The following is a 13,664-nucleotide window of genomic DNA, read 5'->3' as shown; positions in this document are numbered from 1 at the left end:
TCCTATATGACGGTTCTTGGAACAAATATATTCAAATTTGCAGAAAAAAAGACCGACAGTCTGATGACTGTCGGTCTCCCTCAACTTATTAAACTTTAAGAAGCGGGAATCAAGATTTTCTGTCCAACTTTCAGGTTATGCACATTTGAGATTTGGTTAGCTGTCGCAAGCTTGCGCCAGTCTACACCATATTTCAAACCTATGCGGTACAAGTTATCGCCTTTTTTCACCACATATACCACTTTGCCGCCCGCTGGTTTCTCAGGCTGTGGCTTGGTCGTTGGTTTGGTTGGAGTAGTCGGCTCCGTAGGTTTAGTTGGCTTTGTAGGTGTTGGAGCAGGCTCCGTACCTGGTTTCGGAGTTGTTGTTGTTGCTTCTCCAGTCAATTTCATGCCGTACTCAGCAAAACCATCATCATTTGTACCAATGAAAGACATCGCCGGGTTTGCTTCAACCAGATCTTTTGCATCCGGGGAAGAAGCAAACACAACTTCAAGATCGTTCAGCGCTGCTGCGGTTAACCCAGCAGATGGCTTAATTGGTGCCAGGGACCAGTTGCCGTCCGCTGCCGGATTAATCGTTTTATTCTCACGGATGTAGTCGATGATCACTTGACGGTTCTCATCCGGTGCAGCCAGAACGATACGTTTACCGTCCGGGTTAGCCAGCTTGGACGAAGAAGCACGGTAGTTATTTGTCGCTACGATGAATTTTTGCGCTGGGTCAATCGGTTTACCGTTAAAGCTCAGATCCTTGATCCGGCTTGCCGATGCATTTACAACGGTTGCTTTGCCGTCATACTTGGCTGGTTGTGTCACATCAATCTGATACGTTACACCATCGATAACATCGAAGTTGTACGTTGGGAAGTCATTGTTGATCAGTTGTTGTTGTCCACCTTTAGCCGGGTCGATCTGGTTGAACTGGCCTGCAGACCATTCCAGCCATTCTTTCAGTTCTGCGCCGTTAACCATTACAGCATGTACCGTATTTGGATACACGTACAGGTCAGCAACGTTTTTGATGGCAATGGTGCCTTTAGGAATATTCGTGTAATACGAAGCGCCTGAACGTCCACCGGCTTTGAACGGTGCACCTGCGGACAATACAGGGATTTTCTCATATTCCGTACCTTGCATATGTTTTTCGACATACCATTTCTGTGCATTCGTTACGATCTGAATGGATGGATCATCCTGAACCAGAGCGAAGAAGCTGTTGATGGGTGCAGTCGTTTCGCCCACCGGACCACGAACATACTCCAATGTACCTTCATGCTCTTCATGAACCGCATCAATGATGTCCTGATCAGCCTCTACCAGTGGTTTTTTGTTGGCTGTGTCATAGATTGGGCGTGCTTCCGTTTTGGAATCGACCACTTTCCATTTGCCATCCACTTGTTCTAGATCCAGATCAATAATCCCCAGGTGATCCCCCCAGAATCCTGGCTCTACAGCAGGAACGCCGTTAATGGTGCCCTTCTCCAGGTCTACCCCTTTTTTGCCGGAAAAATCAGCACTTGGGAACACTTTGTGGGCATGTCCAAACAGAATAGCATTAATGCCTTCAACTTGGCTCAGATACAGAACAGAGTTCTCCATCAGATCCGTTTGAGGAATTTCCTCAAATCCGGAGTGAGGAATAGCTACAATAATGTCGGCACCTTTGGCTTTCATTTCAGGAATGAATTTTTTCGCAGTAGCAATAATGTCTTTGGCGATGACCTTACCTTCAAGATTAGCGCTGTCCCATTGCATGATTTGTGGCGGTACAAATCCGATCACACCTACTTTGATCGTATGTTCTTTGCCAGTCTCATCCGTTACTTTTTTATCCAAAATCTCATACGGTGTGAAATAGTTCTTGTCATTTGTCTCATCATCATCACCATCGTCTACATAAACATTGGCATTAATGTAAGGGAAGTTTGCTCCCTCCAGCGTCATGTCCAGGAAGTCCAGACCATAGTTGAACTCATGGTTACCGATGTTACCTGCATCATAATCGAGCAGATTCATCGCTTTATATACAGGGTGAGTCTCACCCTTTTTCAATGGATCAATTTTGGCAGTGTAGTCTCCCAGCGGATTCCCCTGAATTAGATCCCCGTTATCAAACAGCAGGCTGTTCTTCGCTTCGTCACGGGCTTTCTTAATCAGTGTTGCTGTTTTGGCGAGTCCATATTGGTCTGTCTCTTTGTCGGAATAATAATCATAGTTAACCAGATTGGTATGAATGTCTGTGGTCTCCATGATCCGCAGTTTAACTTTGGCAGCATCCGCAGCCGACACAGGTACCGGAAATACCGCAAGCACGTTTAATGCAACCAAAGCGGCAGTCAGGCTTGATAATACTTTTTTTCTCATTTTCAAAATAACCCCTCCCGGTTATGTACATTGAATCATGCATTAATGGGCAAACGAAGAGCGCAGAAAAAAGATAGATTTCATGGGTTGTGCGTACTGACGCTCTGATGACATGCATCGGAATTTCAGGTAAGTTTATCTCACATGAACATCTATTTATGTCTGTGCTTGTCGTTTACATTCCAAATCATAACGCAATGTTCAGCCATTGAAAAGCATTATTTTTTACATTACCCGCACATACCTAGGTAAGTTTACATTATCATGCGTGATTTCGACATTTTTTTCAACATTTTAGTAGGTATTTAGTGCCTATTATCTTTGAAATACGTATATTACATGTGCCTTACATGTATATCCAATTCAGCGTTATTCATCCATACCAAAAACCGTGAAACCTTAATGGCTTTCACGGTTGGATTAAACTCTGCGCGTATTTTCGCATAAGGACGCTACTTTGCAGAGGTTATGTTCATATTCGGATTATTGTTCCCACACATGATGTTCATGATCTTTCCCTGTATATTCGATACGAGCCGGGGTGATGTCCAGAATGACATAGTTCGGATCATTAGGTCCATCGAACCACGCCTTCAGTTCATCGTTCCACACTTGCTCACGCAAGCCTTCGTTCTTTGTCACTTCACAGGTTCCTTCAATCTCAACTACTTCCTTGGAACCACCAGCCTCATAACCTAGTAGCAGGCTAACATTCGGATTATTCTCCAGTTCCTCTACTTTGTGTGTACGGCGGTTCGTTGCCAGATGAATGTTCAGTCCATCGTTGAAAAGCGCCATATAGCGGGATTTTGGTTTACCATTCTCCACAGTGGAGAAGCTGCAAAACGGGTTATTTTCCAATGCTTTTACAATGTTTTGTTCCAATTCAGTCTGGTTCATGGGAAGTGCTCCTTTCGGTTTGGGGGGATGTTGGAAGGACTATGTAGAAGGGCGTTGCGGGTACGGATCGTTCTTTGGATCGCTGTTATCTCGCAATGATCCTGATCTCTTCATCGTATACATTGGATTAAAGACGATTTACACTGACACTACGATGACAGAATAACCTTCCAATCGCTGTTATCCCCAGATTTTTTTTGATTCCCTTTTCTCAAGGGAAAAATCCGGTGATAAAGGCGACGGCTTCGCTTTTTCAGGTTTCTTCTGTCCTCTCCGTTATCGTGTAAATGTTTAATTCAATGGATATACAAGTGAAAATCCAGGATACCAGCAGACACTTCGCTTCCTCAGAATCGATTCCGTCCCCTCCACTACGTCTACCGTTCTCCCAATTAAGGGTGGATAATAAAAAGTACAAGAGAAGTGTAGTTGTTACTACCTCTTTGTGTTTAATGACAGCTCATTATTCTCGTATTACTATAGACAGCTTAATGCAAATGCTTTTGTAATAAGCCTGTACTTATAGTGTACCCACCTCACCTATGGTGAATCCATGAACCGATACGTTAACGTGACAAAATTGGAAAAGTTCTTTATAAAAATGTTTACATAAAAGGGTTAGCACGATATTTCTTCATGGCTAATTTAATTCAGATCTCCAAGATAGATTGAAGAAGAGCCTGATTTAAGAAGCAATTCGCCAATTGTTTTTGGATATAAACGAATGTTGGACAGGTCTTCAAGTGCAATCCATTCCACGGCGACTTGGTGGTCATCTGGATTGGAGCCTTCAAAAACGGTTGCCTCCGGATCGATCAGGCTGCACGCAAAATAAAATTCAACCTGATGGATATCTGCATCCCACTCGGCGAATTCATGATTTTTTCCGATATACTCCCGGATATGTAACAGCTCTCCCACATTCACGGCCTGACCGATCTCCTCCAGACATTCGCGCGCGACCGCATCCTTGAGTTCTTCACCTTTCTCCTGTCCTCCACCTGGGAACACATAAGCGGTACCATATTGGTCTTCCAGCCGGATGACCAGTAATTGTCCATCCTGCACAATGACAGCCTTTGCCGAGTTGCGTATGGGTTTCATTCTGTTCATTCACTCCTTGTCATTCCAAAATTTCAAAGTTCAATCCGAACAACCTGATACTACTGTTGTTCTGCTGAACATGGTTATCATCCCGTGGTATGCGCAGATAATTTAATGCCTTCCGATTCCAACACACGACGAATTTCTTGAGCAAATTCCAACGCGTTCGCTCCATCACCGTGGATACAGACTGTCTCTGCCTTAATGGGAACCAACGTACCATCCGTGGATACAACCACGCCGTCTTTCACCATCCGAAGCACTTGAGCAATCGCTTGTCCCGATTCTTCAATGAGGGCTCCAGCTTGGCTGCGAGGAGTTAACTTTCCGTCCGTCCCATAGGTTCGATCCGCAAACACTTCGCTCACACTACGCAGACCGATGCGATCCGCGGCATGAATCAGCTCACTGCCCGCCAGACCATACAAATACAGATCAGGCTGCACTTGATAGATCGCCTCGGCGATGCCTTCAGCAAGCTTCGCATCTTCTGCGGCCATATTGTATAAGGCACCATGTGGTTTTACGTGATGCATTCGCCCTCCGCTTGCCCGGACAAAGGCATCCAGCGCACCAATCTGATACACCACCATGTCATATGCTTCCCGTGGCGTAATGTCCATACGTCTTCTCCCAAACCCTTGCAAATCCGGCAACCCGGGGTGGGCTCCAATTGCCACCTGATGCTCCAATGCCCTCTCTACCGTCAGCCGCATTGTAGCCGGGTCTCCTGCATGAAACCCGCAGGCAATATTGGCTGATGTAATCAAGGGTAGAATGGACTCATCGGATAGCGTGCGATATATACCATAACTTTCGCCCAGATCACAATTGATATCCAAGGTTTTCGAGGTATTCATTGAGCGCCCTCCATTTCTGCCATTCTCCTGCGTATCAGCTTATCCATGAGTTCCATATTGATTTCCTGTTTCATATACAACTGTCCGGCTTGATCATGCGTAATCTTTTTAAAAGAAATTCGGGTTCCTGGCCTAGCCTGAGCCAGGATTGGCATATCCACCCGAGCTACCTGTGCAATGACAGGATAACCTCCAATCGTCTGATGGTCCGCCATCAAGATGATGGGCTGACCATCAGGTGGCACCTGCACCGTGCCATAGGTAACGGCTTCAGACAGCCGATCCAGGGGCTGATCCAGCTCCAGTCTGGAGCCTTGCAAGCGATAGCCCATCCGATCGGATTGTGGAGAGATCACGTATTTTTCGGCATAGAATTGTCCCAGACTCGTCTCGCTGAACAGCGAACTATCCTTGCTCTCCATCACACGAATAACAGGTTGCCCATAATAGTCAGGTCTTTCACGTTCAGATAAAAGCCACGCAGGCGCCAATATTCGGTGGTCCCGCTCACTCTGCTTTACCTGCTGCTCCATACGCTGCATCCAACCTTGCGCTTCACCAGAAGGTTCACCTATGGATAACAGATCCCCCACGTGCAAGGCTCGGCCCTCCACACCGCCAAGAACTGTCTTGAGGTCTGTACTTCGACTGCCCATCACTTCAGGCACAGCTATTCCACCCGCAATCGCCAGATATCCACGCAAACCATGACGACATGGGCCAAACTTCAGTACACTTCCTGCCCGCACCAGCACAGGACGCCACAAAGGTACAGGCAGATGATCCACCGTTGCCGTCAAATCAGCTCCACATAATGAGACTAGCTGGCTCTCCTGAAATCGAAGCTCCGGTCCCGTCATCGTCATCTCCAGCACTGCCGCATGTCGGGAGTTGCCCACAAGCATATTGGCTGCTCTGGCTGCAAAGGTGTCCATGACCCCGCCAGGATGAATACCATACCGGCGATAGCCGGTTCTGCCTTCATCCTGAACGGTAGATAACAGGCCAGGGCGAATCACTTCAATACTCATCGTTCGCCCTCCTTCCGCTTCAACGCCAGATAGTCCTGCATCGTAATCTGTTCGAATCGAACCCGATCACCTGCTGCCAGCAAACTCGGTATGTTCTCATCCGGCCGAAACAACCGGAGTGGCGTTCGTCCAATACATTGCCATCCTCCGGGTGTGTCCACTGGATAGATTCCTGTCTGTTTGCCACCAATACCTACTGTACCCGCCTCAACCCGAAGCCTTGGCGTTGCCCGTCTGGGCGTAGCAATCTGTTCAGACAACCCGCCGAGATAAGGAAAACCCGGTGCAAACCCAATCATATGTACGAGATAATCCCCGGATGTATGAATCGCAATAACGTCTTCTGGGGTCAGTCCATGTTCACTGGCAACGTAGTCCAGATCAGGGCCCCACTCGCCACCGTAACATACGGGAATCGTGACCGTTCTGGGTTTGTATTGTACGGATTCCTTCATTTCATTCAACTGCTGAAGCAGAATCCGGCATAACTCTGGGTAAGAGGAGATGAACGGGTCATAAAATAGCGTAACGGACGTATATGAAGGTACCCATTCGATCATGGCTGACAGAGTGCTTTTTTCCAGCAAAGCACATACAGACATCACTCTGCGCTGCACCGCTTCAGACAAACGATCTCCACACTGGATGATAACCGCTGTCTCACCCAGCGGAGATAGGATCTCCTCCGTCCATGCATACGTCTGTTTGGTCATGCGCCATCTCCCCCTTTGTCCACAAAGTTTGCTAGCGTTTTAACGTCAGAGCATCCATCTATTAGGACTCCCTGGACGAATCCAAATGCACGCTGCAATTGTACAGTTCGCATTGCCACACATTCTCATTCTTGGCGATCCGGGTAATGGATGTGTTGGACATCTTCACACTGATATCCAGTTCAGGCACCAGACCTCGCAGTGTATTCCGCAGAACGGCTCCGTGACTGACAACGATCACTCTTCCATCGGGGTGCTGCTGTACAATATCTTCAAGCACCGCACTGCCTCGAACAGTCCCTGCATCTGCAAGCTCCCGTCCAAGATCCAGGGTACTCCAGTCCGCTCCCCACTTGGCTAACCGTTCCTCTTCCGTTGTTCCTTCGACCTGTCCTCCGCCCATCTCGCGAAGTCTAGGGTCCAGATGAATCTCCTGAATACCCAAGCGATCACCAATGATGCGAGCCGTCTCACTTGCACGTTCCAAGTCACTTGCATAGATGGCATCCCAGGATTCTTCGGCCAGTCTCGCGGCAAGTAATACCGCCTGTTCCCTTCCTTCCTGATCCAGCGGATTATCCGTCTGTCCCTGTGAACGTTTTTCCTTATTCCACGCTGTACTTCCATGGCGAATCAATGCAATTTGAGTCATTGTTGCTCCTCACCTTTTTCTATATGAAGTTCATCTTCTGTAAAATGTTTGCGTGCCTTCGGCTTGGCAAATTTGCCGCCGTTATATTGATCTGACCCGTTTCTCGGAATCGAGAGACTGTCCCAAGCTGTTTCTTTGAGCATTTTTGCGGCAAATACAATCTGCCCGACATGATACGGATAATGTGCTAATTGCCGAATAATGGCCTCCATCACGGTATGACCTTCATTCCGAATATATATGATATGAGACAATTGTTCCGGGGTAAACGAACGAATGGCTTCGAGTAGACAATTCCAGCCTTCCTCCCATTTGGCGAGCAACTCTTCCCGGGACGAAATATCATTCACGAACTCGGCGTCCCGTTCACGCCACGGTTTCTCACCATCTGTTGTCAGTACATCCGTCCAGCGGGACAGCATATTGCCCCATAGATGTTTTACGATTACCGCAATGCTGTTCGCGTCTTCATTCCAGGATTGAAACAATTGCTCGGAATCCAGTTGTGCCATGGCTTTTTCCCCGAGCTGCTTGTAATACAAGAATTGCTTCTCGGCTGTCTCCAGAAAAACCTGATTCATATCCATCCGTTAACCACCCTTCGAAAAAATATAATGTCCCCAGATCACGTCCAAATAGAAGCGTCACATGTTATTTATTCAGGAAATGAGAATGTGCCGTCTGCATTCGGTTCAAATGGAATGACTTTGCGAACCGCATCCAGATTGAGCTCTCCATAGATATGTGGATATAGTTCATTTAATTCGTAGAGATCCTCATATACCAGTTCTGGCTCTAACGCCTTCTCATCAATACTAAGTAATAATAGATCCGTGCGGCCTGCATAATATTGCCCGGCTACCCATGGAATCTGTTCCTTGGTGGAACAATGAATGAATCCGTCTGTCTCCAGGCTATCTGGTGCATACTCAGTCCCCTTTGACACTTGCTCCCACAACGAACGGGAAATAATACTATAGATCATGGTTCCGCCTCCTTCAATTTCTGCGATGTACCCTATGAGTCATTGGAAGTATTATAGATCATCCCGGATACGGGAGTACAATTTTTGATCCGTAAATACACCTTTGATCTTCAACTGTTTGCGTAGCAAACCTTCGTACGACATACCCAGCTTCTCCATTACGCGTGCAGAGCCTATGTTGCCTGCATTACATTTCCCATCCAACCGATTGCAGTCCAATTCCTGAAAGCAATAATCCACGATGGGTTGCATCGCTTCTGCTGCGAGCCCCTTACCCCAGTGACTGCTGGCTATCGCGTACCCTAGTTCAGCACTCTGCATGGGTTCGTTGAGATGAAAAATGCCACCTCTTCCGATCAAGGTCCCTGTTTCCTTTAAAACAAAAGCCCAGATATGTACCGTTTTCCGTTCATAATTATCCAGCACCCGCTGAATATATTGAATTGAATCCTCCACCGTCTCATGGCAGTTCCACAAGCTTTGCTGACTCACTCGCGGATCAGAGGCAAACGCATAATATTCATCAAGATCATCCATCGTAAGCCGCCTCAGTTTTAACCGCTGTGTTTCGAATTCGGGCAATTCGGCAAAAAGTTTTTCTACATTCATGCAGCACACCTCCATGATTCACTTGAGTTCATGATCCAGCCATCTTATTTCTCAGGAAATAACGATCTATCATAACCATGCACAGAATACCGACCGTATATCGAATCAGATCGATCACCAGAAAACCATGTCCCAAAATAAGAGCACCTAATACGGTAAAGCGTATCTCAATCAGCCAAGGCGTCTGAATCAACTGCGAGAACTCAATCATCCAGCTGAATACGCAGCTCAAACACATCGCCCATACCAAGCTGCGATGAGGCCACACCATGCGTACTCCGAAATAAATCATGCCCGCCCAACATGCATCTCCGAAATGTTCATGCACCCAATCCGGCAATCGATTGCCAAAGTGTCTGGATGCGAGTCCTGCCGCCATGGTCATCATGACTGCGAAGAAATAGATCAGCCTGTCTTTGATAAGTACGCTTTTCAATCAATCACACGCCTTCATCAAGCACTTGTAAAATAAATTGCGTTTTGGCAACGGTATACGATTCCCTATCTTCCTTGTTCTCATCAGCAAGCTTTGTCTTCAGGACGGCGTAAGCTTCCACCAGATCTGGGCGTTTTCTCAGCACATCCCGAAACCGAATTTGACGATCCCAGCGTTCTTCTCCCGGGCGCATCAGATGCAGGTGTACAGCTCTCTTGCCATCCTTAACCCTGACCCAGAACCGTCTGTACTCCCGTCCATCCAGTTCAGGCGGAACGTAGTTCCAGCCCAACGGATTCAGCTGATCCGCAATCAGATCCATGTCATCCCATGACTGTACCTCTGCCATCAGATCAATAATGGGCTTGGCGGGTAACCCTGGAATGGACGTGCTTCCGATATGTTCGAATTGCTGGATATTAAACTGCTGTAGAAGACGTTTGAGTTGCCGGATTTCATCCTGAGCCTGCGTATCCCAATTGGGGTTGGCCGAAGCAATCTCTACCGACTCTGTCGCCCAGGCAGGCCAGTTTTCCGGTTGCAATGGATCTTTCATTCAGGTACCTCCTCTTCTCCATGACATTTTAAATGGTAACCTTCTCTGTATTTTTCATAGGTGCGTTGCTTCATGCGCTTAATCGTAGTACTCCGTTGAAATGTAAGTGTGGAACTTAGGGATAAAAGAAGATATTTCAGGTAAGCCAGATCACCAGAGTTAGCGTCTGAGCTTATAATCGAAGCTTTCATTTTCATCCCCTCCAATCCCCTGATATAGTTGTTGAAAACAGAAGGCATTTCAGATACATATTTCTATATATCCAAAAAAGGAGCGTATGTCTACGCCCCTAGTTGTCTGTTACATTGATGATTTTAACGATGTCATGTACTGAAACTAATTTTTGGATCATGCAAGATGCTTCATTATATGAAGATTTATTTTACCGTAACGGGGATCGTCACTTTTTTGTTGCCCCACTTGGCCGTTATGGACGTTTTACCTTTGCCTACAGCCACGATCTTGCCATTTGTCACTGTCGCTACGCCCGGCTTTGTGCTGCTCCACACCGCGCTGTTCGTCACAACAGTGGTTTTACCCGTATCATACTGTGCCATCACACTCAGCGTTGTACTTCCCTGTGGGGACAAAACCAGTTTTTTCTGGCCTGTAATCAACTTTTTGAGCAAAGGTACAACGGTAACCTCTGCCTTTATTGTCTGATTTTGATAAGTTCCTGTCAAGGTGGCTTGTCCCTCGGTCAGTGTCTTAACGGCTCCATTTTTCACGATAGCTACATTTGTGTTGGAAGAGGTCCATACGATCTGTTTCGAAAGGTTGATCGTTTTGCCATTTGCGTAGGTCCCAATGACCTTCAACGCCTTGGACTTCTTGATGTTCAGCTGCATTGTGGCAGGAGTGACTTCAACTTTGGTAATCTCATCCGTCACAGCAACGGGGACTTTCACGATCGTTGTTCCATATTTGCCTTGCAGCAATACTCTGCCAGGTGTAACGCCTTTGATTTTACCGTTTTCCAGCACAGCCGAAGAAGTGGATACGGACCACACAATCTCAGACGTCACATCCTCTTCCTTACCATTCGCACGGGTAATGCTTACTTTCGGAAGGGTGCTTTCACTGCCTTTAACAAAACTGTAGGATTTCGGTGAAGCTTTGATGCTTTTGATCTTCTCCTGCACTTGGACAACCAACTGGGCTTTAGCCCCGTCTACTTCTGCAAAAATCGTTGCTTCGCCTGCGGCCACAGCCTTGACTTTGCCTTTCACCATCGTCGCAACCGCTGCATTACCGGTGGACCAAGTCACACCTTCGGTAACATCCTGTTTGTTATCAAAACCTTCTACCGTTGCCATCACCTGAAGCGCAGCTGTTTCGGAGACACTCATTTTCTGCGGGCTGCTATTGGTTATTTCAATCGATTTCACGTCACCGGTAGCCGCCAAGGCCAACGAAGGGACCAGTACGGTTAATGCAATAATTAGAGCAAGTGTGCCTCGAAGCGCCAGTTTGATTCTATTCATTTTTAATTTCCAACTCCCATAATCCAATATTTTACTTCTATTATATTATATCGGATACGAATTGCATAAAGTTGAATAACGTGAGTGAGAGTCTTGGAACAATTCATGATTTTCATTGTATAATATGGGAAGGCCGCGCCCTTGAATCTGGACAAATTGAAATCATTAACGAGCGTGAATGGAAGCTGCGTTAACATTTAAGAAATAACTTTATTTAATTACATAAACGAAGAAATTTTAATCAAAGAAGTAAGCTATATCTTAGGTTCAAGTACTTACCAGATCAGTTAAATTCAGCACAAAATATTAGGAGATCGGTTCGTTAAATAGTGTTACCGTTTAAAAGGGGATGTCCATCGTCACATGCAACATGACGTGTGGAACATCCCCTTTTTGAATTACTAAAGCGTTACCTAACCTCTCTACTTCACTTCATCCTGCTCTGGCAAAATCAAGCTCTCGGCACCGCCCATATAGGGCCGCAGGGCTTCCGGAATGTGAATGCTTCCATCCTCCTGCTGATGATTCTCAAGCAACGGAATCAGGATACGCGGCGATGCCACCGCCGTATTATTGAGCGTGTGACAATACGCCAACTTGCCTTCGGCATCCAAGCAACGAATATTCGAACGCCGCGCCTGGAAATCATGCAGATTCGATGACGAATGAGTTTCTCCATATGCACCGCGGCTTGGCATCCAAGTCTCGATGTCATACTGTTTGTACGTTTTCTGCGACATATCTCCGGTACATACAGCGACAACACGATACGGCAGTTCCAATAATTGCAGCAATTCTTCGGCGTGTCCCGTAATCTCTTGCAACATGCGCTCCGATTCTTCCGCATCAGGGGCACAGAGAATGACCTGCTCAACTTTGGCAAATTGGTGCACACGATACAATCCGCGTACATCACGTCCGCCGGAGCCAACTTCACTGCGGAAACACGTCGATACCGCAGCCAGCTTCACAGGCTCTTGAACATCAACAATCTCATCCGCATAATACGAGACCAGCGGCACTTCAGAAGTTCCCACCAGCCACTTGTTCTCCCCTTCGAGTTCATAGACCTGATCTCGACCGGTTGGGAAGAATCCGGTGTTCACCAGTGCGTCCTCCCTGACCATCAGCGGTACCTCCATCGGTGTAAACCCGTGCTTCAGCAACAGATCCAGCGCAAGTTGCTGTACTGCCCGATGTAATAACAGGCCAGCGCCTTTTAATACATAGCTTCGCGTACCGCCAATCTTAACTCCACGAGGAATATCGATCACATCATGCAACTCCCCAAGTTCCACGTGATCTTTGGTGTTATACTCGAACGTTGGCACCTCTCCCACACGTCGCAGCTCCACATTATCCGCGTCTGACGTACCTTTTGGGGTATCCGGAGATACGATATTGGGTACCAGCCATTGCAGCTTGGTTACTTCCTCCTGCACAGGGGCGAGCCTCGCTTCCACCTGTTCCAACTGTTCATTGATCTGTTTCACCCGAGCCCGCAAACCCTCGGCCTGTTCCCGATTCCCCGCTTGCATGAGTCTGCCAATGTCCCCGGATAACGTATTGCGCAATCTGCGTCCTTCTTCAGATTCCTGCAAAAGTGCTCTACGTTCCTCATCCCGCTCTAACAATGTGCGAATGTTGATCTTGATTTTTTTCCCGTCTGCCGCTGCCTGAACCTCTTCTGCATGTGCCCGAATCCATTTCATTTCTAACATGGTCACCGTCTCCTTTGGCTGTAAAAATACAAAGAGCGCCCTCATCCCTTGGGACGAGGAGCGCTCTGCTCGCGGTGCCACCCAACTTGCTGAATCAGGAAATCCTGCTTCCAGCCTCTTGGTCCGCGATAACGGGCGGTTCCGGTTAACTTGGGGAAATATCGCTCCCCTGGCGAAAACGCCTCCGAGTTGGATGCTCTTCAACGGCATGGTCCGATCTGTAATTGTTGGTCTCAGTATATACGAA

General features: G+C 47.1%; 14 protein-coding genes. All 14 read right to left on the bottom strand.

From position 1 onward, the window contains the following. Positions 1–95 precede the first annotated feature (95 nt). Positions 96–2,372 (bottom strand): bifunctional 2',3'-cyclic-nucleotide 2'-phosphodiesterase/3'-nucleotidase, encoded by a 2,277-nt coding sequence (locus tag V6668_RS02440; RefSeq protein WP_422395238.1) that lies wholly within the window; start codon positions 2,370–2,372, stop codon positions 96–98. A gap of 477 nt (positions 2,373–2,849) precedes the next feature. Then, positions 2,850–3,266 carry a pyridoxamine 5'-phosphate oxidase family protein gene (locus V6668_RS02435; RefSeq protein WP_017690978.1) on the bottom strand — a complete coding sequence of 139 codons (417 nt, stop codon included), beginning with the start codon at positions 3,264–3,266 and terminating at the stop codon, positions 2,850–2,852. A 645-nt stretch (positions 3,267–3,911) separates the two neighbouring features. Next, positions 3,912–4,370, bottom strand: a complete 459-nt coding sequence (locus V6668_RS02430; protein ID WP_338707638.1) for an NUDIX domain-containing protein — start codon at positions 4,368–4,370, stop codon at positions 3,912–3,914. A gap of 86 nt (positions 4,371–4,456) precedes the next feature. Continuing rightward, positions 4,457–5,230 carry a 5-oxoprolinase subunit PxpA gene (locus tag V6668_RS02425; RefSeq protein ID WP_338707637.1) on the bottom strand — a complete coding sequence of 258 codons (774 nt, stop codon included), beginning with the start codon at positions 5,228–5,230 and terminating at the stop codon, positions 4,457–4,459. Next, positions 5,227–6,261: a biotin-dependent carboxyltransferase family protein gene (locus V6668_RS02420; RefSeq protein WP_338707636.1), complete on the bottom strand. Its 1,035-nt coding sequence runs from the start codon at positions 6,259–6,261 to the stop codon at positions 5,227–5,229. Before V6668_RS02420 ends, V6668_RS02425 begins: the two co-directional genes overlap by 4 nt. After that, the gene (gene pxpB, locus V6668_RS02415; RefSeq protein WP_338707635.1) at positions 6,258–6,974 is read right to left on the bottom strand and encodes a 5-oxoprolinase subunit PxpB; all 717 of its coding nucleotides are present in this window, start codon (positions 6,972–6,974) and stop codon (positions 6,258–6,260) included. Before pxpB ends, V6668_RS02420 begins: the two co-directional genes overlap by 4 nt. A 61-nt stretch (positions 6,975–7,035) precedes the next feature. Then, entirely contained in the window at positions 7,036–7,626 is a 591-nt protein-coding gene (locus V6668_RS02410) for a histidine phosphatase family protein (protein ID WP_338707634.1), read from the bottom strand. After that, the gene (locus V6668_RS02405; RefSeq protein ID WP_338707633.1) at positions 7,623–8,213 is read right to left on the bottom strand and encodes a DUF1572 family protein; all 591 of its coding nucleotides are present in this window, start codon (positions 8,211–8,213) and stop codon (positions 7,623–7,625) included. Before V6668_RS02405 ends, V6668_RS02410 begins: the two co-directional genes overlap by 4 nt. 68 nt (positions 8,214–8,281) lie before the next feature. Further along, positions 8,282–8,611, bottom strand: coding sequence for a DUF952 domain-containing protein (locus tag V6668_RS02400; protein ID WP_101314894.1), 330 nt, complete (start codon positions 8,609–8,611; stop codon positions 8,282–8,284). Positions 8,612–8,662: 51 nt separating this feature from the next. Beyond that, a complete protein-coding gene (locus tag V6668_RS02395) occupies positions 8,663–9,220 on the bottom strand; it encodes a GNAT family N-acetyltransferase (RefSeq protein ID WP_076253868.1) in 558 nt (185 codons plus the stop codon). A 28-nt stretch (positions 9,221–9,248) separates the two neighbouring features. Next, positions 9,249–9,656 (bottom strand): DUF2809 domain-containing protein, encoded by a 408-nt coding sequence (locus tag V6668_RS02390; protein WP_338707632.1) that lies wholly within the window; start codon positions 9,654–9,656, stop codon positions 9,249–9,251. Between the two features lie 4 nt (positions 9,657–9,660). Continuing rightward, positions 9,661–10,212, bottom strand: a complete 552-nt coding sequence (locus V6668_RS02385) for a GrpB family protein (protein WP_338707631.1) — start codon at positions 10,210–10,212, stop codon at positions 9,661–9,663. A gap of 377 nt (positions 10,213–10,589) precedes the next feature. After that, positions 10,590–11,696 carry an Ig-like domain-containing protein gene (locus tag V6668_RS02380; protein ID WP_338707630.1) on the bottom strand — a complete coding sequence of 369 codons (1,107 nt, stop codon included), beginning with the start codon at positions 11,694–11,696 and terminating at the stop codon, positions 10,590–10,592. A gap of 422 nt (positions 11,697–12,118) precedes the next feature. Continuing rightward, entirely contained in the window at positions 12,119–13,417 is a 1,299-nt protein-coding gene (gene serS / locus V6668_RS02375) for a serine--tRNA ligase (RefSeq protein ID WP_338707629.1), read from the bottom strand. Between the last annotated feature and the right edge of the window lie 247 nt (positions 13,418–13,664).

This window comes from Paenibacillus amylolyticus (assembly GCF_036894225.1).
Taxonomy (GTDB): domain Bacteria; phylum Bacillota; class Bacilli; order Paenibacillales; family Paenibacillaceae; genus Paenibacillus; species Paenibacillus amylolyticus.
This window is presented reverse-complemented; position numbering and strand designations above follow the sequence as displayed.